This window comes from Pseudomaricurvus alkylphenolicus (assembly GCF_011683955.1).
Classification (GTDB): domain Bacteria; phylum Pseudomonadota; class Gammaproteobacteria; order Pseudomonadales; family Cellvibrionaceae; genus Pseudomaricurvus; species Pseudomaricurvus alkylphenolicus.
The window spans coordinates 153,014-175,196 of record NZ_JAAQPI010000001.1 but is presented as its reverse complement, the minus strand read 5'-3'; the positions used below and the strand labels follow the sequence as shown (position 1 = coordinate 175,196).

Here is a 22,183-nt window from a genome sequence, read left to right as displayed (position 1 = left end):
GTCTTTACAAGTAATCCACACCTGTCATTTTTACGGACAGGTCCCATAGTTTCCTGAGAGTGGTCAGCGAGTGCCTTCCAGAGGGTACAACCCGTGCGGGGCCGGATGTCTGTTTACGGCGTGAGGGACCGCAGTATTCGCCACCCTTGAGCGTCAGATCGGTAGCGGCCTGAAGGGTTGGCCAAGCCCCCTGTGCCGGCGTGTTAAACAGGGCCCTTACCAGTGGCGTCAATAGGGTGAACCAGCCGGGCATGTGCCTGGACAGCTCTGTGTCAGCGATGCCCGGATGGCAGGCCACTGATATGCAGTGAGAGCCCGTGGCTTTCAGGCGTCGGTTCAACTCAAGGGAATAGAGCAGGTTCGCCAGTTTGCTCATTCGGTAGCGCTCCATTGCTTCGTATCCCGTTTTTGCGTTGATATCTTCAAACAGAATTCGACCGTCGCGCCCCGCCAGACTGCTGGTGTTAACTACCCTGGCGCCTGGTGTCCGGTTTAACTTGCCGAGCAATAAACCGGTGAGCGCAAAAGGACCAAGGTGGTTTACCCCAAACTGTGATTCAAACCCGTCAGCCGTCAGTTCATAGGGTGGAATCATGATTCCTGCATTATTGATCAGCAAATCCAGCCTGGGCAGGGCCGCCAGATGAACAGCTGCTTCTCGGATTGAAGCCAGGTTGGACAGATCGAGAGGCTGGAAATGCAATTTGGCCCCGGGTGACTCTCGCTGAATCTGGTCAATAGCGTTCATGGCCTTGGATTCGGATCGGCAGGCGATAAGCACTTCAGCTCCCTTCGCAGCTAGCACCCTTGCTACTTCAAAACCCAAGCCGGTATTTGCTCCGGTAATTAGCGCAACCTTTCCCGCCTGTGGTGGAACATCCTGATCTGTAAAGCCCTTACTCATTGTGGAACCTCATTAGGCAGCTGATTGCCAGTGAATATATTAAATACACATTTAATAAGTTTGACTGTACAACATATTAAATGCCTGTACAATATCTTTTTCAAAAGTAGCAATGAGTAGAGGCAAACCATCCGATGGCAGAGCAGCAGCGGCGGAGAACCCAGGCAGAGAGGATTGCCGCGACAGAAGACGCTTTATACGAGGCAGCCATCCAGGTGATCGCCCGGGACGGCGCAGGAAAACTCACACTGGCGAATATTGCCAAGATGGCAGGCGTCAGCCCGGGTTTGGTCAATCACCGCTTCGGTTCCAAAAGCAATTTGCTGCAGATGACGTGTATGAAAGTCCTGGATGCCTGGTCAGAAATCTTGTCCGAGGTCACAGAAGCTCATTCCGAGTCAAGCTTGAAGTCCCTGGAGGCACTCTCTCGGCTTTATCTTGAAGGTGTGAGTTCGAAATCCGATATTGTTATGGCGCAAGGGCGCCTAATGGCTGAAAGCGTTAATTCGCTGGGTGAGTTGCAGCCTGCGTTCAAAACTTATAACCAGCGGGTGTGTCAGTCTATTGTTGAGCTGTTGAAACCGGGACAAAACCGCGGTGAGATCAAAAGCGATGTCGACCTGAAAGCCTTTGCAGTCACCTTTGTTGGAACCTTGCGTGGGGTAGGGATGCTGCATCTGGTCGATGATAGCATTGATCTGGAGGCAGCTTGCGGCATGGTGGTTCTGATCTGCAAACAGTTATTGCAGCCAGATACCAGTGATTCCAAATGACCTATTGTGTTCTCTTGCTCCAATGTTCCTTGCGGAATTTTCCGGGTGTGATTCCAAAATGCTTGGAAAAACTACGAGAGAAATGCGCTTCGCTGTTAAATCCGCACTCCAGCGAAACTTCAGAAAGGGGGCGTTCGTAGCCGTCAGGTTCGCTTAGTCTGCTGGCGGCATAATCCAGCCGATATCGCAAGATTGCCCTCTTGAAACTGTCTTGTTGTTCTGCCAATACCCGTTGCAGTGAGCGGACCGACATTCCTGTTTCAGTGGCGGCACGTTCGATACTGGCAGACGGCTCCCTCGCATGCTGTTCAAGCCAATATTTGATTCTAGCATTGCGGTCCATTGGTGGTTGTCGTGCCAAAGCTTCTATGGAGTGCTGCTGAAAACAGTTGCTGACAAGCTGCCTGACCGAGGGCAGGGCGGTTGCTATATCTGCCTGAGTCCCTGGTCTGAAGGTCTCTTCTACAAAAGCTCTCAACGTCGAGGCGAGTATTGCGCCTAACCCCTGGGCTGCGGAAACGGCAATATTTCTTTCGAGATACTGCTCATCGTCCAATAGTTCATCTTTCGGAATCATTAACATGCAGTAGGAAAAGTCGCCGGAGAAATGCAATCGACCACCTTCATGAGGTCGGTACAGCATGATTTCATTGCAGCGGGGAATGTCAGTGCTGGTCGGTGTATCGATGCTAACGTATCCGGACATCATATAAATCAGCGAAACCGTATCGGGCATCATGGCAGCCAGATCTTCGTCAAACTCAATCCATATGGAACCGGATCCTTTCACCAGATTAACCGCCCAGTGACCCACATCCCTGGACTTAAATTGATACAGGTGATTATCGCCACCCCTGACGACATTGACGTGCTTCTGTGCATAACGCCAAAAGGTGGCGTATCTGGACTCGCTCTCGCCTGTGTCCATGGATTCGAATAGGTGTCGCAATTCCGCCACGTCCGCTACTCCCTGGTTAGATCATATGCCCAGGCGCATTATTGCAATAGCTGGCGCTGGGGATCAATGTTCGTTGTTCTTGATTGTGGTCTTATATCGGCAACAGCTTGAATAGCTTATCAACCAAGGAGGCCGATAATGACGTCCGACAACAGTATCAAGAATATCCGCTTAATAGAAAGGGGTGAGCGATTTATCCCTCAGGGCATTGGGGGCTACGATGAATGCTGGTATCCCATATGTCTGTCCTCAGATGTATCAAGCGGTGAGGTAAAGGGTTTCGAGTTTCTCAACGGTAAGGTTATCGTGTTCCGGGACGAACAAGGCAAAGTTTCCGTCCTCAGTGCTTACTGCAGGCATTTGGGGGTTGATTTGAGCCTCGCCAAGGTAGAAGGCTTCTCTTTCAAGTGCCCTTACCACGAATGGCGTTACGACCAGAACGGTAAGTGTGTCGAAACCGCTGTTGGGGATAAGCCGCCACCTTCCGCCAAGCTGTTTGAATTTGCCTGCGGTGAGCGTTATGGACTTGTTTGGGCCTACAATGGCACAACGCCCGCGTATGATCTGCCCAAATTCGATATGGAAGATAACGAGCTTGAGTTTGACGTCAGGCGCGGTGCCGTCTGCCCGATGGACCCATTCATGCTTTACTCCAATACCATGGATCTCCAGCACCTTATCTCTCTGCACGGTGCGAAGTTTGAGACCACCCCTGACCAATTTGATATTCGTGAACATACCATAGCTTATGAGCAGGAGATGAAGCTTCCGGGGTTAGGGCACAGCCGTCAGTCCGTAAAGTTGCACGGTACCAATTGCATCTCGCTGTCGAGCGAAATGATGGGTCGAAAGACATTTATGATGTCCACCGGATTAGCGGTAAAAGGGCCAAAAACCATAACGTTTAATATTTCCGCAACGCCGAAGAGTACGGACAAGCCTGGCGAAGAACAGATGATTCAGCAACACCTGAAAATGTGTCAGGACTTTGGTGACCAACTCAATAAAGAAGACGAGCCCATCTTTCAGTCCGTTAGCCCGAGACTGGATAACCTCTCTGCTTCCGACAAGGCACTGGGGCTCTTTTTCCGATACGCCATGCGCTATCCGCGCTCCAATGTCGCCGAAGACATGATTTGCAATGACTATATTGCTGCTGCTCAGCAGTAATCTTTTACATTTTTGAACAGGAGAAAATTTCTATGAACCTCACTCTAACTGCCAGTCAAGCTTTTACTATCCTGGGGCGTGCTATTGAAGCTTCTGAATCTCAATCCGTCCCGGTAGCAGCGGTGATAGTGGATTCAGAAGGCAATACAAAGGGCTCCATCAAAGCCGATGGTGTTCACAATGTTAATCTGGACGCCGCCCGTAAGAAGGCGTTAACCGTTTCCGCGTTTAAAATGGCCAATCATGAGTTAATCGATCAGATCAGCCGGGACGATCTCGCCAAGACGGTACTGTTTTCCCAGACTGACCTTAATCTATTGCCCGGTGGTGTTCCCATCATGGCAGGGGATGCTGTCATAGGCGCTCTGGGAGTGGCCGGTGGCCTATATCCACAGGATCAGGCAATTGCGCAGTACGCGGTCGACAGTGACAACAATCAAGATTAAGAGGAGCGATACCTGTGCTGGTTGTACATCGAGAAACCGCCCCCAAGGGTGGAGCGGCCCAACACAGAAATGGCGGCATTGAGTTTGATTATCTGCTTGACGGCGAAGAAGGTTCGAAGGGTAACTATGCACTCATGCTCGTTAGAACCACCGAGGCCTTTACGACTCCAAAGCATCGTCACAACTTCGAACAGGTTCGTATTGTCCTGAACGGAGAGTTCGGATTCAGTCCGGGCCGGATTCAAAAGGCAGGGACTGCGGGGTACTTTTGTGAGGGAACCTTTTACACTCAAAAGAGTGGCCCGGACTGCGAAGTTCTCCTGCTGCAAGTTGCTGGCCCATCGGGTCAGGGCTATATGAGCTCAAGGCAGCTTCGTCATGGAGGTGACGAATTAGCGAAGATGGGCGAGTTCCGCAATGGCCGATATTTCCCGAATGATTCTGAAGATCAGGTCAAGAGTCAGGATGGTTACGAAGCTATCTGGCAGTATCATTTTGGCTCACCACCGCTCTACGTAGAGCCCCGATTTACAGAGCCGGTGATTATGGTACCGGATCGCTTTCGCTACCTGCCGGTGCCTGGCGTACAAGGATGCTGGAGTCGGCGGCTGGGTTCATTTTACGAGGCGGGACTGGGTCTCAGCCAGCTCAAACTGAATGCAGGCTGTAGCTATTTATTCAAAGCAACGTCGCAGCCGCATCTGCTCTACGCAGTTAATGGAAGCGGCAGGGTAGAACATGAATCCTGGCGAAGTCAGTCGGCTATCAAGCTTGATACGGGGGAATGGGCAAAATTCACGGCGGAGACAGATTCTGAATTCTATGTCTTCCGTTTGCCGGTGTTTCCAGGCACTGATTAACAATAACGAAAACAGGGCGACCACGGTGTCGCCTGGAGTAGCTTACATGAATCAATCCAAAATTTGGAAAACAGCTTTAGGCGGCATGCTGGCCCCGCTGGTCTGCTCTTCGGCTCTATCCAATGCCGGTGACGAGAGTCTGGTACTGGAGGAGATAATAATTACGGCGAGGAAAATCGAGGAATCCCTGCAACGAACTCCGGTTTCAATCTCCGCCATTGATAAGGAGGCTCTGGAGCGACGGTCTATTGCTGACATTGCCGAAGTGGACAACTTTATTCCTAATATGTCCATTGATTCCTCCGCCAGAGGCAGTGGCAGTGCTGCCAGCGTTACTGCGTTCATTCGGGGGGTGGGTCTGAACGATTTCAACATATTTACTGAACCCGGTGTTGGGCTCTACGTAGACGATGTCTATCTTGGGCGAACCATTGGTGGGTTGCTGGATCTCAATGATGTGGCTCAGGTCGAGGTATTGAGAGGACCCCAGGGGACACTTTATGGGCGCAATACCATAGGTGGAGTGGTGAGCCTGAAAACCATGCAGCCGTCCGATCAGCTGGAGGCTATGGCCAAGTTCACATTGGGAGAGAATCGCCAGCGTGAGTTTGACGGTATGATCAATACGCCACTCAGCGATGCCGCAGCGGCCAGGTTTTCCCTGAACTATCGTCAGCGGGATGGCTACGCAGATTCAGATTCTACGGGCGAGGAATTGGGGGATATCGACAAGATTACTTTCCGTGCACAGTCAAAGATAAGTTTGAGCGAAGATTTCGAACTTCGACTCAGTGCAGATTACAGCAAAGTTGATCAGACCATTCCACCGACGGTGGTTCGCGCGGTGGACACGGACAATGGGCTACTGGGACTATACAACGCAACGCTTGGCAATCCGATGTTTGGCGGCACACCGATCACCGCTGAACTCGTCAGCTCTGACAGAGACGAAGCCCACCAGAACTTCATCACTGGAGACGAAGCGGAGATTTGGGGATTTTCGGCTATTGCCGATGTTGCAGTGTCTGATCACATTCAATTTCGCTCGATCACATCCTACAGGGATCTGAAGGCAAACTATGGTATCGATATCGATTCTACCGGTTACAACGTTTCCAGGGGCTATAACGATACATCGCAGTCTCAGTACAGTCAGGAGTTTCAATTAACGGGAGTTTCCTTCGATGACGCATTGACCTGGGCTGTTGGACTTTATTATTTCCATGAGGAAGCACAGGACGATTATTTCGCGGCCTTCGGTGAGGGAATGTTCGATCTGGTGGAAGCGTTCCCGACTTATTCAATGCCGTTGTCGCCAGAGGCTGCGCCTTTCTGCGCGCCTGGACCATTCGTACCGGGCGTAACCGATATGGCCTGTGCTGGAGGCGTTGGGAATCCGCTCAATGCTCGGCTCTCCTCAGTATTTCAAGGTGACCTGAGTACGGACAATGACAGCTCCGCCGTATACTCACAAGGTACCTATCGCTTTTCGGACAAATGGAGTTTGACCGCCGGAGTACGATACACTCGTGATGTTAAATCCATGGACACCACGATATTCAATCCGGAGTCAAATCAGTTGTTGCTGCCCTACAGTCGCTTTGATGAAGACTTTGAAGCGGTCTCCGGTCGTATCGGAATCGAATATCAGGCCAACGAAGACACCATGATTTACAGCTCAGTTTCACGGGGTTTTAAAAGCGGAGGATTCAACGGTCGTGGCATTACCCTTGAAGAGGTAACGACGTTTAAACCCGAGTATGTGTTGTCCACAGAAATTGGAATAAAATCGGAGCTTTTGGATAATCGCTTGCGGGTCAATATGGCCGCGTTCCACACAAGCTACACGGATATACAACTGACCGTTGCCAAACTGTTGCCATCCGGGCTGCCCGCTTTTCCCGTCGAAAATGCCGGCGAAGCTGAAATACAGGGCTTCGAGTTCGAAGGCGTGCTGTTGCTGACAGAGAGCCTGACTATGAATGCCAGCTTCGGTTGGATGGACTCCGAGGTCACTGACATCGAAGGTTCGACGGAATTGTTCGAAGGTGCTCAGCTGCAAAAGTCTCCAAAATTCCAAGGGGCTTTGGCGCTGGACTATTCGACTCAGCTTAACGCAGCCTATAATTTTGATGCGCATCTGGACTACAGTTATGGCGATAAGATGTACAACGACTCCGCCAATACAGAGGTTATCGCCCGAGAATCGCTGGGACTGGTTAACTCCCGGATTTCAATATCACCTGCTTCAGGCGAATGGGAACTGAGTATTTTTGGCATCAACCTGGCCGATAGAAAGTACATCGAATCAGGCGCCGTTCCTGCGTTTGGCGTTGCCACGGCAACCTATGCAAGGCCAAGGCAGGTTGGTGTTTCGCTTGCTTGGTACCTCTGACCGAGCGCTAGGGCACTGTGATGAATCAGTCTGCAACCGCGCACTATCGTACATGGCTACTTGTAGGCGTATTGCTGGGAGCGGTGGGGTTGTATACAGCATCGTCAATACAACCCCGTTCGCTGCTGGCGGAGTGGGCCACTGAGGCGCTGCTGGTATTTTTGGCGCCAAAGACCTGCGCGAATGATTTCGCGCAGGTCACGAATGTGATCCGGTTGCCGGCTGAAATGCCTGAACTCTACGAGAGTCTTGTCGCTCTCAAAAATGGTGATTTTGTTGTGACGGCTGCTACTCGGGGTGAATTGATCCGGGTTAGTAGAGACGGGAGCTGGAACCTACTGGCGACGTTGCCAGTAGGTAAGACGGATCTCACCCGGTTTAACGGATTACTGGGGGGAATGGTTGTCGGAAGGGACTCCGCAATCTACGCTGCGGTTAATGCCATTGATGCTCAATGGCGGGGCATCTGGCGAGTTGATCGAAAGGGCAACAGTAAGTTATGGTCTAGATTCCCGGAGCAGGCGACCCTTAATGGTATGGCGATGGACAGTCAGGGAAACCTCTTTGTGGCTGACTCTTCACTAGGACTGATTTGGAAGGTCAGTCCTCAGGGGGAAGCCCCGGTTCGTTGGCACGAAAGCCAGTTGGCGGGGGCAAATCGAAATGTGCCTCTGCCAACGGCCAATGGGTTGAAGATCCATCAAAACCATGTCTATCTTAGCAATACCTGGGACCAGCACATTCTTAAAATTCCCGTGCTTGAAACTGGAGAGTCCGGACGAGAGCAGCTCTGGGATACAGGTGTTGCGGGTGATGATTTTGCGATTGACGAACAAGGCCATCTCTACTTGACTACTCACCCCTTCAACACGGTCGTTCGATTGCAGCAGAGTGAAGCGTGCAAGTTGGTGGCAGATCAGCATCGATCTAATCTCGCAGGACCAACGGCAGCGGTTTTTGGTGAAAGACTTGAAGACCGCGACATCCTTTATGTACTCAATGACGGTGGTTTCTCCCGAAAGGTTGAAAATGGTTTTCCGTCGATTGTGGCTTTATCCATTGATCCTTGAAAAACGCCTTGTGCTGCATGGGGTCTCTACAAGCGCAGTTACTGACGCTTGTAGAGAGTGCCGGTTTGTGAGGATAAGAATTAGCAGATGTAGGACAGGGCCTGCTCCAAATTCCGGATAAGGTCTTCGACGTTCTCTATTCCCGTGGAATAACGAACCAGCCCCTCCGGAATACCCGCGGCGGCTCTTTCTTCTTCGCTACATTCCACATGGCTGGTAACCACGGGTGGACCGACAACGGTTTCCACACAGCCGAGATTGGCAGCCATATGCGCGTATTTGAGTTTGGGTAAAAATACCTTGATGGCATCAAGCCCTCCTTTCACGCTAAAACTCAGCATGCCGCCAAAACCGCGCATCTGGCGTTTGGCAATGTCGTGGTGTTCATGACTTTCCAGCCCGGGATAGTTTACCTGCTCGACGACCGGGTGCGACTGCAACCAGCGGGCAATCGTCATGGCACTCTGGTTTTGTCGCTCGATACGAAGCTGCAGGGTTTTCATGCCTCGCAAGAGACTATAGGCGTCCATGGGCGCAAGGGTGGCGCCATTGATTTCCCGATAGTGGTAGAGTTTCTTAATCAGGTCGCGGTTGCCACAGGCAACACCACCCAGAGCATCGGCATGACCACCCAAGAATTTCGAGGCACTGTGCAGAACAATATCAACGCCCAGAGCCAAGGGATTTTGGTTGATAGGTGTGGCGAAGGTGTTATCAACCACTACCATGGCGTTAACGGCCTTTGCAGCTTTGGTCAGGCGTTCGATGTCAACGATTTTCACCGTTGGGTTGGTGGGAGACTCCAAGTACAACATTGTACAGCCTTTGGCGATTTCCGCCTCTAGGGCATTGTGATCTGTTGTATTGCACAGAACGACTTCGATACCCATGGGCGGAAGAAACTCAGTAAATAACTTGTTGGTACCGCCATAGCTGTCCTTAATGGAAACAATTTTGTCTCCGGGACGCAAAAAGGTGCCAAAAGTATTGCTGATGGCGGCCATGCCACAGGAAAAGCTGGTGGCGGCCTCTGCACCTTCCAGTACTTTGACCTTGTCCTCAAACGCCCGCACGGTCGGGTTGGTGTTGCGCGAGTATATGTGGCCTTGTTCTTTTTCAAGCGCAACCGCGTGCCAGGTATCAATGTCTTTGTAGCCAAATGAGACACTGTGAACTACCGGCACTTGTGTTGAGCGCTCGTAGAGTTCATGTTCGGTTTCGCCGCCCCAGATGCTGAGCGTGCCTGAGCCAGGCTGAGTTGTTTTCGTCATGTTGGTAATCCTCAATCGTGATTGCATTGTGAGTGGATGGCTAAAATGTCTTCGACAAGCGCAAATCCGGTTTCCATGCGCCCGGCGCCGGGGCCAATAAGGGTGACCTCGCCCAGTATTTCGGTTTGATAGGTAATCGCATTGGTTGCTCCACGAACCGAAGCCAAAGGGTGATCAGCGGAAATCCGTTCAGGTTTGACAGACGCATGGTAGCCCGCGGAATTACGTTTGATGGTGGCCAGTAGTTTCCAATGCTGGTTGTTATCCCGTGCGGACTGAATGTCCTCTTGGGTCAGCCCCGAAATTCCCTCGCAGGCAACATCTTGCAATGACAAGGGTAAATCCATCAGCAGGTTTCCTAATATGACCACCTTGGCGGCCGCATCGTGTCCGTCCACGTCGCCGCTTGGATCAGCTTCGGCGTAACCATTGGACTGCGCTTGAGCCAGTGCCGTTTCAAAATCACAGCCGTGCTCCATTGCGTCCAGCATGTAATTGGTGGTTCCATTGAGAATACCCTGGACTTGCGAAATTCCTGCGGCCATTAATGATTCCCTGGCCAAACACAACGCAGGAGTGCCGCTCATGACCGTGCCCTCTACACCAAGCACGGCACCATTTTCTTTGGCCAATGTGCGTAAGGCGGGATAGTCCGTTACCAAGGGTCCCTTGTTCGGCATGGAGACATGCATGCCCCGACGCAGGGCCTGTTTAACGTGCGTTAATGCAGGCTCTCCGGTCGCCAAGTGCGTTGGTGTCAATTCCAACATAATGCTGGCGCCGCTGCGTTCAATGGTCTGCGTGGCATTCCAGTCATTATGGTATGGATGCATGTTTCGTAGATCCCCGTCGCGACCCAGCTGATCCAAAAGCTCAGCTGGGTCCAATCCTTCTGCGTTTGCGACACTGCCCTTTATCGCATCACACACCGCCACGATACGAATATCCACTTCATGGTGTGACTTTAAAAAATCGTATTTTTCACTCAGAATTCGGGCAAGGCCTTGCCCTACATTTCCGAAGCCGATCAACGCCAGTTTGTAGATTTTCATAGATCTGTTTCACACCCGACTGATTGCTGAAGATTAAAACAATAGGTTTTCACGTCGCTCATTTCCCGAGCCGCGTGGGCGACCCCCTCTCTACCAATGCCAGAACCCTTGGTACCGCCAAAGGGCATGGCGTCTATCCGGAAGTCACTGCTGTCGTTGATCATCACTCCACCGCAGTCCAGCGCATCGGCAACCCGAAAGGCGATATTGAGATCACGGGTAAAAATTCCGGCCTGAAGGCCGTGGTCGACGCTGTTGGCCTTGGCGATGGCCTCCTCTACAGAGTTGAAGCGTTCTAAAATTGTCACCGGGCCAAACACCTCTTCCTCGGCGATGGCGCAGGTCGGATCGACATTGGCCAATACCGTTGGGAAAAAGACGTTGCCTTGACGACGTCCGCCACATAGCAGCGAAGCACCGGAATCAAGCGCATCAACCACGAGTGCTTCCAGCTTTTTTGCCGCTTGCTCATTGATCATTGGCCCCATATCGGTCGCGTCATCCAACTTGTTGCCAACGCGAAGAGCGGTTGCGCGTTGACAAAATTGCCGTGCAAAGTCGTCGAAAATGGTCTCGTGCAGCAGCAGTCGCTGCACATGCAGGCAGTTCTGTCCCGCTGCCCAAAAGGCACCACTGATGCTGGCATCCAGAGCTAATGCTTCGTCCGCATCAGGAAAAACGATAACGGGGCAGCTTGATCCAAGTTCCATTGCCAGCTTTTTCACACCGGCAATGGCTTGAATGTGTTTTCCTACGTCTTTGCCACCAGTGAACGATATCATTCTGACTCTGGGGTCAGATACCAGGGTGTCGCCTATTTCAGACCCTCTGCCCGTAAGCATTTGCAGCAATCCAGCAGGCAGCCCTGTGCGTGCAAAAAGGTTTACAAGCCGTTGGGCGGATAGTGGAGTTTCAGAATGCGGTTTGAGTATGACCGCATTGCCAGCGGCAATTGCCGGACCAATCTTGTGTGCGACCAAATTCAATGGGTCGTTAAAAGGCGTTATGGCGACCACAACCCCCAAGGGAATCCGACGGTAATAACCTACACGGTTCTCAGAGCCTTCGGCCTGGTCAAAGGGGATGGTTTCTCCGGTTAATCGGCTAACTTCTTCTGCACTGAGCTTTAGGGTATTTACGCAGCGAGCGACTTCCCTTCGTGCCTCACGAATTGTCTTTATCCCTTCTCGGGCGATCAAACGAGAAAATTCCTCTCGCTCTTCATGCAACAATTTGGCGACTTCCGCCAATGCACTTGAACGTACATTGGCGGGTAAGGTTCGATAGCTCTCAAAAGCACGGCTCGCAAAGTCGACAGCTCGTTCAGCATCCGCTTTGCTTGCTGCAGGTACAGTGCCCACAGTTGAGCCGTCCTGGGGGTCGAGGACCACAATCTGGCCAGGGATCTGCACTTCATTTTCTACAATAGTCATCACCATATATCACCTGTATCGTTATCCTCAGAGTTGATCAATCTGATGAATACTCTAACAGCGATGTGTGATAGCGTACTTTCGAAAATGTGTAGTCAGTGATTGATTTATGTCATATTGTGGTTTTGTTTAATCCAATTCTCTCCACGCAGTGAGCTGGCGATGCAGGTTTCAATGATCTCAGCGGTAAGAAAGGTCGGTACACCATCATAGCCAGCCCGACTATGACTAAAACGCGTCTGTCTTAGCGATCGTGAGGGTTTTCGACCCAAGGGTATTTGTCTAAACTCATGCGACTATAGGGAATTTCATTAATCGCCGGAACAATTGCGCCAGGTGCTGCCATATAGATGATCTCTGCGGCAATCGGTTCGAAAGCGGCGGCAAAGTGGGTGGTTGATTTTACCAGCAGAATTTTTTTGCTCATCGGGTCGATACCGAAGTCAGTGTATATCTTCGGAGAGAAACACTGGCTTCGGGCACTACAAACCAAAATATCGACACCCTGGCCATGCAGCGCTACGGTATCGCCGATATCAACGGAGGTGGACTCGTTTTTTCCTTGGGGAAACTCGTGCTGGTAAGCCTCAAGCAGCTTTCCTACCGTGACTTTGATATCTATCGGATCTCCAGAAGAGGGGCCGAGCTTGCCACCGAGTCGTACATTGATTTCGGCACCATAGCCCACTGCTTTTGCGATAGATACGACGGCCGGGTCGTAAATCATGGCGAGTGCCACATCTTTAACATCGTTTTCCAATATCCATTGCAAGGCAAAGGTCGAGTCGCCAGGAGCGCCTCCACCAGCGTTGTCGGACTGATCGGCGACCACCACGGGGAATTGCGTACTTTTTGCTGCTTTGGTAAGAGCGCCCTCCAATGACAGAGAGTTCGGACGCAGCTTGTCTCGCATGTCAAACAGTCTCATTCCGAGTGATTCGGCGGTATCGATTGCCAATTGCGGATTGTCGTCACTGATGACCAGCATCTTGGTACCTGTGGACTCAGTGTCCCCCCATGGGAAACCGTGTACCAGTGAGGAAGTGAGTATGCCGTTTTCCGCTTCCAGTCGATGCAGGTCATCCACAAAGCCGCGCATGGGTTGCGTATTGGTGGGATACATGGACATCATTCGGCAGTCAAACAGCGCCTTGGTTGGTCTTACCTCTCTGCGCCGAGCGGCCACGGCCAGTTCGATCAGCTCGTCTGATCGCTCCATGACATCGATATGGGGGTATTCCTTGTAGGCAATCAGGAAATCAGAGCAATCCATCATGGTGGCGCTGACGTGGCAGTGAGGGTCCAATAGCATCCCTATGACGACGTCTGCACCGACCAGGGAACGAATTCTTTGCGTTAGGTCGCCTTCGCAGTCCTCGTAACCGTCAGCCACCATTGCTCCGTGAAGGTCCAACAAGACAACATCTACAGGCAGGGCGTTTTCAAGGTCCGAGAGAATTTCATCTCTCAAAGCTTCATAAGCGTGTTTGACGGTGGGGCCGGCGGGTTCAGCGATGGCCATAAGGCCAAAGGAGTATTGGTGTTGATGTTGTTTGCAGTAGTGACTCCAGCGGTTGGCGGGCCCCAATACCCAGTCAGACGATTCCAAATGTCCCCAGTCACTTGCGCGAATCACTTGAAAATCGTCGATACCCGTCGGTAGCGGTGAAAATGTATTGGTTTCCGAACGAACGCCGGCTGAAAAAATGTGCATAGTTGAGTATTCCTTTTTCCTTCTCGTTGTTGGTCATCAGGCGAGCAGTTTCGCGAGCAGGACTCCAATAAAATTTGCAATAACATAGCCAAACACACCACACATTAATGCCGGCGTGATCAGCGGGTTCCAGCCGCGACTGGCAGCGAATGCGGCCGCGGTAGGCGGCCCGATAACACAGGCATTGGAGGCAATCAGCACCTCGCGCAGATCCAATTTGAAAATTGTTCCGGCAGTAAGCAGGACTAACACATGAACGCAAATAACAGTCATTGCCAACAGGATGATTTCTGAAGCGGAATCCAACACTGCCCATAGGTCGGTTGAGAACCCGATGACTGCAAAGAACAGGTACATAAAAAAGATGCCGATGTCGAACTGTCCTTTAACTTTATCGAGTGGGCGGTGAAACACCGTTGCCACCACCACCGACAGTAGGGTAATCAGCAGCAGCAGATACTCTTCCATGCCCAGTTTCAGCGTAATCAATCTGGAAAGCGCAAACAGGGAGAGACTAATGCCCAGGCCACAGATCAAGTGGCGGGCGACTGTTAAGGGCGGGCGTTGGTTGGAGTGTTGTTCTTGCTTGCCTGATGTATCTCTGGTGGTGTCCGTGACAGTATCTGAAAAAGGCATTAATTTCTGCAACAGGGTGACCGACGGCAGTACCGCCAGTATCATCAAAAACACAATACCAATGATGTTGTCGGTAGCCAGTGCTGCGGACGTCAGTTCGGGTTCCAGGCCGAGAGCATTGCTGACAGTCACGAAGTTCATCGATCCGCCAATATAGGTAGCGGTGAAGACACCGGCAAGCTTATGCCCCTCCTCCCCCAGATCCAGCAAATGAAAACCGAGCAGGGCACCAATGACAGAGCCGCTGGCCGCCAATATGAAGATCGGTAACATGCGACCGGTTTCCAACAGGATCTGTCGCAGATTGGCGTGTAATAACAGCAGTGGTATAGCGAGGGGCACCAGGTACTGAACCACCCCCTGGTATATAGGGGAACTCTTGGTGATTAGGCCGGTGTTGGACAATAACATCGCGGTAAAAAGGATGACTACTGTCGCCGACAAAAAGCGTCCCCAGGGCCAGCGCTCAGACCAATAACCAAAAGCGCATATCGCCAGGAGGATAGCGCAAACCGCTGGGTTTGATTCAATCACAAGAACTCCACCTCAATATAAAAAATTGCAGAATTGCTAAAATATAGGTTAAGTCTAGCCATAATTTGCAAATATAGCAATATTTGGTAGGGTGACTATGTTCTGATTATCTTCTGAAGTTAAAACGCCGGTTAACGAGTTTCTCGGGAATTCTGCTGTAATTGGGATAAAACATTGAATTTTTGGGTTGTTTCACCGGATCTTGTTGACAATGCAAAAAATTGCAGATAAAACAAAAGTTAATTTCATATAAAGCAAAGACTGTAAACTATCCCAATGAATTTCCTGCAGCGAAGGGGAGCACCTTGGCTCCTTACTTTATTGATGTTGCCCATTCTTTCCCCTGCTCACTCAGCAGCAATCCCTGATGGGATCTGGGAGCTTGAGGGCTACCAGTACATATTGGAAAGCCGTTCCGGCGACCTGCAAGGGTTCTACACAGTAGCCGGCAGTTATTGTGGCGCTTTACCCCGGTCGATGGCCGACGAGTTTGGTTTTGAGATGGTCGAATTCAAGGGGCGCAAAAGCATCGAACTCAAGGCCGGTATCAGTCGATATAGGGCGCGGCGACTGGCCCAACTGCCGCATCAGTGCGAGGCTCTGTCTACTGGACCGGATTTCAATCCCGAGACCAACTTTGATGCTTTCTGGGGCTATTTCGATCAGAACTACGCCTTTTTTGACGAGCGCAATATCGATTGGTCTTCTGTCTATCGGCGCCATCGTCCCGCTATTACCGAAAACACGACACCGCAGCAACTGTGGCAAATTCTGGGCACGGTGATTGGCCAGCTGGGGGACGGACACGCCACCTTGGTCAATGACATCCGAACCAGAGAGCAGACGGCGAGGGGAGGGCAGGTTCGCGAACTCTTACCCTTGTTATACGAATACTCGGGTAAATCCATTGACTTCAATAGGTACCCGGGAGTATTTCTGGGTTTTAGAGAGGATGTTTTTCGCCAACTGCCCGCAAAGCTGAAACCGGGTAGCCACTGGCGCCTTGCCAACGGCATGATTCAGGGCGGTTATGTCAATGAGCGCACTGCCTATCTGGCGATCAATGAAATGTCCGGCTTTAGCGATGGGCAGTCGTCCGATGAGGTGAGTGCAATTAACGCCTTAATGAATCAGGTGATGGACAGAGTGAGAGGTTCGGATTCGCTGATTGTGGATGTACGACTGAATCCGGGTGGTGATGACAAGGTCTCAATGGCGATTGCAGAGCGTTTCGCCGACAAGCAACGGTTAGCGTTTACTAAACAAGCCAGGCTGCGCCATGGCTTTACTGCGCCTCAGGAAATCACAGTGCAGCCAGGTGCGACCCAAGGCTACCGCAGACCGGTGTGTCTATTGGCCGGCGAGCTGACCGCCAGTGCTGCCGAAATATTTGTTTTGGCAATGCGGGTTCTTCCTCAGGTCACGGTTGTGGGTGAACCCACAAAAGGCATCTTGTCAGATACCCATGTGTTTGTCATGCCGAATCAATGGATGTTAACCGGCTCCAACGAACGCTATACTGCCGCTGATGGAAATCGCTATGAAGCCGTGGGCGTGCCACCGGATATAGTGTCCAAACGCTACGACAAGCAGCGCCTGATTGACAGTCACTTTGATTCCATGGCGGATTGCACCGCATATCTATCGGCAGGGCGCTAGCGCGGTGGCGCAGGTTTATATAAGCTTTGCCGGTCGTCACCAGCTTCCGGCAATCCACAAATTCAACGAATCTTCAGGGGAAATTTCAGTTTGATTGACAAGACTCGCGTAGGGAATCGAATCAGAGAGTTGAGGCGTGAGCGCAAGCTGACGTTGGAGCAGGTGAGCAAGGGCACGGGCATTCCCGTGTCCTCTTTGTCGAGGATCGAAAACACTCGCCTTGCGCTCAATGTCGAAAAAATGGCCAAGCTGGCGAAGGTGTTTGATCTTGAAGTATCGGAGTTACTGGAATCCACACAGCCCCAGGCTGAGCCGGTTCGCCCTCGACGACCAATGGCACGGCGCGCCATTGAAAAGCGCATCGACAAAGATCTGGTGGTTGAAGAAGTCGGACAATCCCAGGCGCACTATTTATTCTCGTCCATCAACGGTGCCAATATCCAAACCATGTACTATGAAGTATCGGGAAAGAGCCCCTGGGATACCTACTTCCTGAAGTATGCGGGTGAAAAATCGACCTATATCATTGAAGGCCGTGGCGTACTCTACTCCGAGTTTTACACGCCTCAGATACTGGAGGCGGGAGATGCCATTTTTATCGATTGTGACGGTTGGCATTGTCTGGTCGCTGCAGAAGATTGCGACGTCGTCAAACTGTTTGTAGTGAACTACTACGACCCTTCTGTGAATCCGCCAGAGATGGAAACCAAGGAGTTTACCGAACAAGAGTGGAATGCGTTGACAGGAAGTTAAATGTCAAGTCACCCAGTGGGAGTTACCCTGTGGGTAGGGGTAACTCCAGTCCAACTTTAGTACGCTCCATTACCACAGACGTTTTGTAGCGGCGCACATTTTTGTCCCCATAGAAGACCTCTTGAACAAAGCTATTAAACTCTTCCATGTCCCTCGTCATCACAATAAGCATAAAGTCGGCATCTCCCGTGACATAGTAGCATTGTTGAATGCGGGGCTCATTTTTGATTTTCGCTTTGAACTCTGACAAGAACCTGAGTTCATCGCGCTCCAATTCGACGGAAACCATAAAGGTCATGGCAAGGCCAACGCGCTTAGGGGACACAACAGCCACCTCGGCGGCGATCGTTTGTTGCTGTCGAAGGCGCTTTAAGCGCCTTTGCACGCTGGCGGTAGATAGTCCGACTTGTTCTGATAACCGCTCAATGGGAATCCTGGCATTGGTTTGCAATACACTCAGGATTCTTAAATCATGCTGATCAAGTGTCATGGCAGCTCTTTGGGCGGATCAGTCCGAACAAAAGAGAGGTCATGAAAATCATAACTGAAGTCCGTTGCCGGTGAAATGGCCTGCATGGTCATGCCATTGGGGTGACCATTGAAATCCGTCGAGAAATTAATATAGGCATCCGCGTCCAAACTTCGATCATCCCAATGCACCGTGAATACATTGCCTCGATAAGGAATCATCTTGCCCCTAAGTCGTGTCGAGCGCTTGGAACGAAAGTAGAGTCCCTGATCCTGAGCTGAGATCTCGACATCACCGAACCATTGATCACGGTATACGCCTACAAAATTGTCCAGCGATGCGTCAAATGGCTCTCTATTGTCTTCAATTTTTATCAGTATCTGATCTGCTTCGGTAGTGCTTTCTTCGTCAAGTGACTTGAATCGAGCGATCCAGTTATTTTTCTCCTGCCCAGCGTAGGCGTCCAGTATACTGAACACGATTGTATCCAGTGCGCTGCCGGATTGCTGATTAGTCAGTACCACAATTCCCAGATCCAGCTCCGGAATCATGGCCACTGTGCTTACCATGCCCAATAAACTGCCGCCATGCCCGATCCACTTGTAGCCATAGACATCTTTTACCTCCCAGCCCAGTCCGTAGCTCCTGAAGCGAGTGTTGAACCATTGATGCTCCAGCTCACTGATGCCGATAAGGGTATGCGCGCCGACTAAGTTGGCCTGTTGTTGTTTGCTCAAAAATTGCTTTCCGTCCGCAGTAACGCCTTCATTGAGGTGCATGGCGAGCCACTGCAACAGGCTGTCGACGCTGCACTGCAGTCCACCTGCAGCGGCGATAACGGCCGGCTCGTGCACGGCTTCGAGACGGGTGGCTTTCTCCAGATTCCCCTGTGCCAGAATGTGAGGCTCGGCGATGTTGTTCTCTTGTTTGAGGCGGGTACGATTAGCTGCGCAATGATTCATTTGTAACGGTCGCAAAATACGTTGATCTACAAAGTCCTCAAATGACTTGCCGGTAATAGCCAGGACAAGTTCACCGGCAGCGATATACAACAAATTGTCATAAGCAAACTCTGAACGAAAGCTGCTGACGGGTTTCAGGTGTTTCAGGTTGGCAATAATGTCCTCACGGGATGTATCCGACGAGGGCCAGAACATCAGGTCACCGGCCCCGATTCCCAGACCACTGTTGTGAATCAGCAGGTCTCGAACGGCGAACTCCCTGGTGACCCAGGGATCATAAAGTTGGAACTGCGGCAGGTGTTTAGTGACTTTATCTTCCCAACGAAGCAAACCGTCATCTACTAGCAGTGCTAGAGCAGCGGCGGTAAACGCCTTGCTGACCGAAGCGATGCTGAAGAGCGTTTCAGGGGTAACAGGTGACGGTTTTCCGTTTTCGCGAACTCCATAACCTTTGGAGAGAACTACCTTGCCGTCTTTGATAATACCTACGGCTACCCCAGGCACTTGAAAGTTGGACATGGCAGATTCCACCAGGACGTCAACAGACTTCTCGTCCAGCGGCGTATTAGAGGCAGAAGCAAATCCGTGGCAGGGCAACGTCGACAGCAATGCCACCGCGAGCGTGTGTTTAAGCGCGTTGAGCACAAAAAATCCTCAGGAGAATTGAAATGGTTGCTCACCGGTTGCCTGCGGGCATAACCGGTGAGCAGCTTAAGGTTTAGAAAGATTTGCTGATATTCAGACCAATGGTTCGGGGGCGGTTTCGGTAGTTGACCTGCCTGCCCGAAGCGGCCTGGTCGAGGAATATATCGGCTTTTTCGTTGGTAAGGTTGTTTGCGTAGAGTGCGATATCCCAACTGTCGTCCTGGAATCCCAGTCGCAGGTTGGTCAACACATAGCTATCCATCTTGCGGCGCAGAAAACTGAACTGGCCCTGCTCGTAGGTGTTGTAAGATTCGCCGGTGTAAGAGACATCCAGATTCAGATAACCATCAAAGGCCGCGACGACACTGGGAACCACGTAGTTAACCGCCACACTGTAATTGTGCTTTGGAATGCCGGGGAGTCTTTCGCCTTTGGGAGCCAGCGTCAGGTGATCAGGATAGGGTATTCCCGCAAGATCACGCAGTACCGGGTCTACTTCTTCCGCCGTCAGTTTGGCGTCGGTATAAGCAGCAGATGCCATTACGTCGAGATGCTCATTCACCCGATAGTGGAACTCAAGCTCCACACCTTTGGTTTCCGCCGAAGGTCCATTGGCCGTGTAGCCAAATCCGCTGGAATCATTAACATCCACCCGAATATCCTCCCAATCGATCAAGTAGATTGCACCGTTGACGATCAGTCGATCATTCAGCCAGGAGGTATGGGCTCCAATTTCCCAGTTGGTCACCAGATCGGATTCGAATTGTGTCGGCATATTGTGTACGCCGAATGCGGCCGCAACTCCAATGCTGTTGTATCCGCCCCGACGGAATCCCTCGGCAACCGCAAAATAGAACAGAGCATCGTTCGAGGGTTCGTAGGCGACTTTTAACTTGGTGTAGTAGTTATTGTGATCCGATTTTTCCGGCACCAGGGGGCCAAGCCCTTCCAGGCCGAAAATCGCCGAATCGAGATACATCTGAAAACGTTGCTTGATGTCCAGGTAGCGAACGCCTCCGGTAACATAGAGTTCATCATGGAAATAATAGGTCAGCTCCCCAAACCCGGCGATTTCGCGCACGCTATCGTTCATGGTGTACTGCTCCACCAACATGTCCGGGTGGCTTAAACCGTTGATATTGCCGACACGATCACCCAAGCCGGGATTATCCGGGTCAATTTCTTCCACGAAAATGGAGGTGTCGCCGCCACCGTTCAACTCCTGGTAAAAGACGCCCACCGTCCATTCGAAATCACCCTCCGTGTCGGACACCAACCGTAACTCGGACACTTGCGAGCGATTCCAAGCATCGTCATTTTCCTGATAAACCGACTTAAAAACGTAGCCGAGCTCGGCGTTAAGAACCGCAGAGGCGTCGTCGGTCATGTTCACCTTTTGTTCTACGTAGGAACCGCTGTAGACCAGGTTGGCAAAGCCCAAATCCCAATTCACAAGCAGGTTGGCCAGATTGACTTCCAGATCCTGCACTTGACGGATATCGGTGGTTTGCTGGTAGTCATCAAGACCGTGGGTTTCGGCATCCTGGTAGTCACCTCGGTCGATACTCTCGTGCATATAGGTGGCCTGTATATCCAGCACATCATTGGGGGTCCAGAGTAGTGACAGGCGGCCGCCATTGACTTTTTCGTCATTAATCTTCTCGATTCCCAGGCCAAGGTCATCGATAAACCCATCGTAATCGTGCCGGTAGGCGACGGCTCTCAGTGCGAGGGTATTTTCGACCAGCGGCAGGTTGACCATAGCATTGATTTCGTTGTTGTCCCCATCGCCACTGGTAACAGAGTACTTGGTATCCAGTTTTGCGCTAAAGCGTTCGGTATCGGGCTGATTGGTGACCAGTCGCACGGTGCCCCCCATGGCTCCGGCACCGTAGAGGGTACCCTGCGGTCCACGCAATACTTCGACCCTGGCGATATCAAACAGTCTGAAGTCGTGGTCCAGCGGAATTTCATCCAGGTATCGAGATACGGTACTGGAACCGCCCCTGGAACTTTCCAGCTGCGAGCTGAGACCTCGAATGGTATAGCCTGTTCCGGTTTTTATCAGCCCGGGTACCTGTTCGACGATGCCGTCAAGGTCAACGGCACCGAGTCGCTTTATCATATCTTCATTGACAACCTGGATACTTGCTGCCGTCTCTTGGAGGCTGGTAACTCTTCGCGTGGCAGTAACTTCAATTTCTTCGAGTTTGAATATTGACTCGTCCAGAGATTCATCGGCGTTTTCCGCCCACACTCCTCCTGAGCCCAGTGTGAGGCCGGCTATCGCCATCGCGAGCGCTGTGGGTAATCGGCGACGAACCGCTGTGGCAGCAGTCATTGGCAGGGTCAAAAATGGATGTGTTGTCTGGTCATGGTTCATATTGCCCAGGCTCCTCATAGGTAATTTTGATTATAGGCGTTGAGTACAGAATTCGAATCCTGTTTGCAGTAAATCACAAAATTTGCAAAAAGTGCA

General features: G+C 51.4%; 18 protein-coding genes. 8 read left to right on the top strand and 10 right to left on the bottom strand.

What is annotated here, in order from left to right:
* Positions 1-4: 4 nt before the first annotated feature.
* A complete protein-coding gene (locus HBA55_RS00735) occupies positions 5-904 on the bottom strand; it encodes an oxidoreductase (RefSeq protein ID WP_166985468.1) in 900 nt (299 codons plus the stop codon).
* 134 nt (positions 905-1,038) lie between these two features.
* Between HBA55_RS00735 and HBA55_RS00730 the strand changes: the two genes are divergently transcribed.
* Positions 1,039-1,677: a TetR/AcrR family transcriptional regulator gene (locus HBA55_RS00730; RefSeq protein ID WP_166985465.1), complete on the top strand. Its 639-nt coding sequence runs from the start codon at positions 1,039-1,041 to the stop codon at positions 1,675-1,677.
* Between the two features lies 1 nt (position 1,678).
* On the opposite strand, the gene HBA55_RS00725 is transcribed toward HBA55_RS00730, so the two are convergent.
* Positions 1,679-2,635, bottom strand: coding sequence for a helix-turn-helix domain-containing protein (locus HBA55_RS00725; protein ID WP_166985462.1), 957 nt, complete (start codon positions 2,633-2,635; stop codon positions 1,679-1,681).
* 138 nt (positions 2,636-2,773) lie between these two features.
* On the opposite strand from HBA55_RS00725, the gene HBA55_RS00720 reads away from it, so the two are divergent.
* Genes HBA55_RS00720 through HBA55_RS00700 form a run of 5 tightly spaced genes read left to right on the top strand, consistent with a single transcriptional unit; the run spans position 2,774 to position 8,576 of the window.
* On the top strand, positions 2,774-3,805 hold the full coding sequence (locus HBA55_RS00720; RefSeq protein WP_166985459.1) for a Rieske (2Fe-2S) protein: 1,032 nt from the start codon (positions 2,774-2,776) through the stop codon (positions 3,803-3,805).
* 32 nt (positions 3,806-3,837) lie between these two features.
* The gene (locus tag HBA55_RS00715) at positions 3,838-4,251 is read left to right on the top strand and encodes a GlcG/HbpS family heme-binding protein (protein ID WP_166985455.1); all 414 of its coding nucleotides are present in this window, start codon (positions 3,838-3,840) and stop codon (positions 4,249-4,251) included.
* Between the two features lie 14 nt (positions 4,252-4,265).
* Positions 4,266-5,111, top strand: coding sequence for a hypothetical protein (locus HBA55_RS00710; protein WP_166985452.1), 846 nt, complete (start codon positions 4,266-4,268; stop codon positions 5,109-5,111).
* A 46-nt stretch (positions 5,112-5,157) separates the two neighbouring features.
* Positions 5,158-7,506, top strand: a complete 2,349-nt coding sequence (locus tag HBA55_RS00705; RefSeq protein WP_166985449.1) for a TonB-dependent receptor — start codon at positions 5,158-5,160, stop codon at positions 7,504-7,506.
* Between the two features lie 20 nt (positions 7,507-7,526).
* Positions 7,527-8,576, top strand: a complete 1,050-nt coding sequence (locus HBA55_RS00700) for an SMP-30/gluconolactonase/LRE family protein (protein WP_166985446.1) — start codon at positions 7,527-7,529, stop codon at positions 8,574-8,576.
* 80 nt (positions 8,577-8,656) lie between these two features.
* On the opposite strand, the gene HBA55_RS00695 is transcribed toward HBA55_RS00700, so the two are convergent.
* From HBA55_RS00695 to HBA55_RS00675, 5 genes are all read right to left on the bottom strand, one after another.
* Positions 8,657-9,847 (bottom strand): cystathionine gamma-synthase family protein, encoded by a 1,191-nt coding sequence (locus HBA55_RS00695; protein ID WP_166985443.1) that lies wholly within the window; start codon positions 9,845-9,847, stop codon positions 8,657-8,659.
* Between the two features lie 11 nt (positions 9,848-9,858).
* The gene (locus tag HBA55_RS00690) at positions 9,859-10,899 is read right to left on the bottom strand and encodes a homoserine dehydrogenase (protein ID WP_166985440.1); all 1,041 of its coding nucleotides are present in this window, start codon (positions 10,897-10,899) and stop codon (positions 9,859-9,861) included.
* Positions 10,896-12,332 (bottom strand): aldehyde dehydrogenase family protein, encoded by a 1,437-nt coding sequence (locus tag HBA55_RS00685; protein ID WP_206019475.1) that lies wholly within the window; start codon positions 12,330-12,332, stop codon positions 10,896-10,898. The genes HBA55_RS00690 and HBA55_RS00685 overlap by 4 nt, the downstream gene beginning before the upstream one ends.
* Before the next feature lie 244 nt (positions 12,333-12,576).
* Positions 12,577-14,046: a M81 family metallopeptidase gene (locus tag HBA55_RS00680; RefSeq protein ID WP_166985433.1), complete on the bottom strand. Its 1,470-nt coding sequence runs from the start codon at positions 14,044-14,046 to the stop codon at positions 12,577-12,579.
* Positions 14,047-14,082: 36 nt separating this feature from the next.
* Complete coding sequence (locus HBA55_RS00675) at positions 14,083-15,216, bottom strand: DUF819 family protein (protein ID WP_166985430.1); 1,134 nt, start codon at positions 15,214-15,216, stop codon at positions 14,083-14,085.
* Positions 15,217-15,618: 402 nt separating this feature from the next.
* Between HBA55_RS00675 and HBA55_RS00670 the strand changes: the two genes are divergently transcribed.
* Both HBA55_RS00670 and HBA55_RS00665 read left to right on the top strand, forming a co-directional pair.
* On the top strand, positions 15,619-16,875 hold the full coding sequence (locus tag HBA55_RS00670; protein WP_166985427.1) for a S41 family peptidase: 1,257 nt from the start codon (positions 15,619-15,621) through the stop codon (positions 16,873-16,875).
* 90 nt (positions 16,876-16,965) lie between these two features.
* Positions 16,966-17,628 carry a helix-turn-helix domain-containing protein gene (locus HBA55_RS00665; protein WP_166985424.1) on the top strand — a complete coding sequence of 221 codons (663 nt, stop codon included), beginning with the start codon at positions 16,966-16,968 and terminating at the stop codon, positions 17,626-17,628.
* Between the two features lie 22 nt (positions 17,629-17,650).
* Here the strand turns inward: HBA55_RS00665 and HBA55_RS00660 are convergent, their stop codons facing one another.
* The 3 genes from HBA55_RS00660 to HBA55_RS00650 form a co-directional block, all read right to left on the bottom strand.
* The gene (locus HBA55_RS00660) at positions 17,651-18,118 is read right to left on the bottom strand and encodes an Lrp/AsnC family transcriptional regulator (protein WP_166985421.1); all 468 of its coding nucleotides are present in this window, start codon (positions 18,116-18,118) and stop codon (positions 17,651-17,653) included.
* The gene (locus HBA55_RS00655; protein WP_166985418.1) at positions 18,115-19,704 is read right to left on the bottom strand and encodes a serine hydrolase; all 1,590 of its coding nucleotides are present in this window, start codon (positions 19,702-19,704) and stop codon (positions 18,115-18,117) included. Before HBA55_RS00655 ends, HBA55_RS00660 begins: the two co-directional genes overlap by 4 nt.
* Positions 19,705-19,777: 73 nt before the next feature.
* A complete protein-coding gene (locus HBA55_RS00650) occupies positions 19,778-22,087 on the bottom strand; it encodes a TonB-dependent receptor (protein ID WP_166985415.1) in 2,310 nt (769 codons plus the stop codon).
* Positions 22,088-22,183: the final 96 nt, after the last annotated feature.

Excerpts from the sequence above, each read along its gene's own strand:
- HBA55_RS00720 (WP_166985459.1), top strand. The coding sequence starts at position 2,774 with ATGACGTCCGACAACAGTATCAAGAATATCCGCTTAATAGAAAGGGGT.
- HBA55_RS00715 (WP_166985455.1), top strand. The coding sequence starts at position 3,838 with ATGAACCTCACTCTAACTGCCAGTCAAGCTTTTACTATCCTGGGGCGT.
- HBA55_RS00705 (WP_166985449.1), top strand. The coding sequence starts at position 5,158 with ATGAATCAATCCAAAATTTGGAAAACAGCTTTAGGCGGCATGCTGGCC.
- HBA55_RS00660 (WP_166985421.1), bottom strand. The coding sequence starts at position 18,118 with ATGACACTTGATCAGCATGATTTAAGAATCCTGAGTGTATTGCAAACC.
- HBA55_RS00730 (WP_166985465.1), top strand. The coding sequence starts at position 1,039 with ATGGCAGAGCAGCAGCGGCGGAGAACCCAGGCAGAGAGGATTGCCGCG.
- HBA55_RS00690 (WP_166985440.1), bottom strand. The coding sequence starts at position 10,899 with ATGAAAATCTACAAACTGGCGTTGATCGGCTTCGGAAATGTAGGGCAA.
- HBA55_RS00680 (WP_166985433.1), bottom strand. The coding sequence starts at position 14,046 with ATGCACATTTTTTCAGCCGGCGTTCGTTCGGAAACCAATACATTTTCA.
- HBA55_RS00700 (WP_166985446.1), top strand. The coding sequence starts at position 7,527 with ATGAATCAGTCTGCAACCGCGCACTATCGTACATGGCTACTTGTAGGC.
- HBA55_RS00695 (WP_166985443.1), bottom strand. The coding sequence starts at position 9,847 with ATGACGAAAACAACTCAGCCTGGCTCAGGCACGCTCAGCATCTGGGGC.
- HBA55_RS00650 (WP_166985415.1), bottom strand. The coding sequence starts at position 22,087 with ATGAACCATGACCAGACAACACATCCATTTTTGACCCTGCCAATGACT.
- HBA55_RS00735 (WP_166985468.1), bottom strand. The coding sequence starts at position 904 with ATGAGTAAGGGCTTTACAGATCAGGATGTTCCACCACAGGCGGGAAAG.
- HBA55_RS00685 (WP_206019475.1), bottom strand. The coding sequence starts at position 12,332 with ATGACTATTGTAGAAAATGAAGTGCAGATCCCTGGCCAGATTGTGGTC.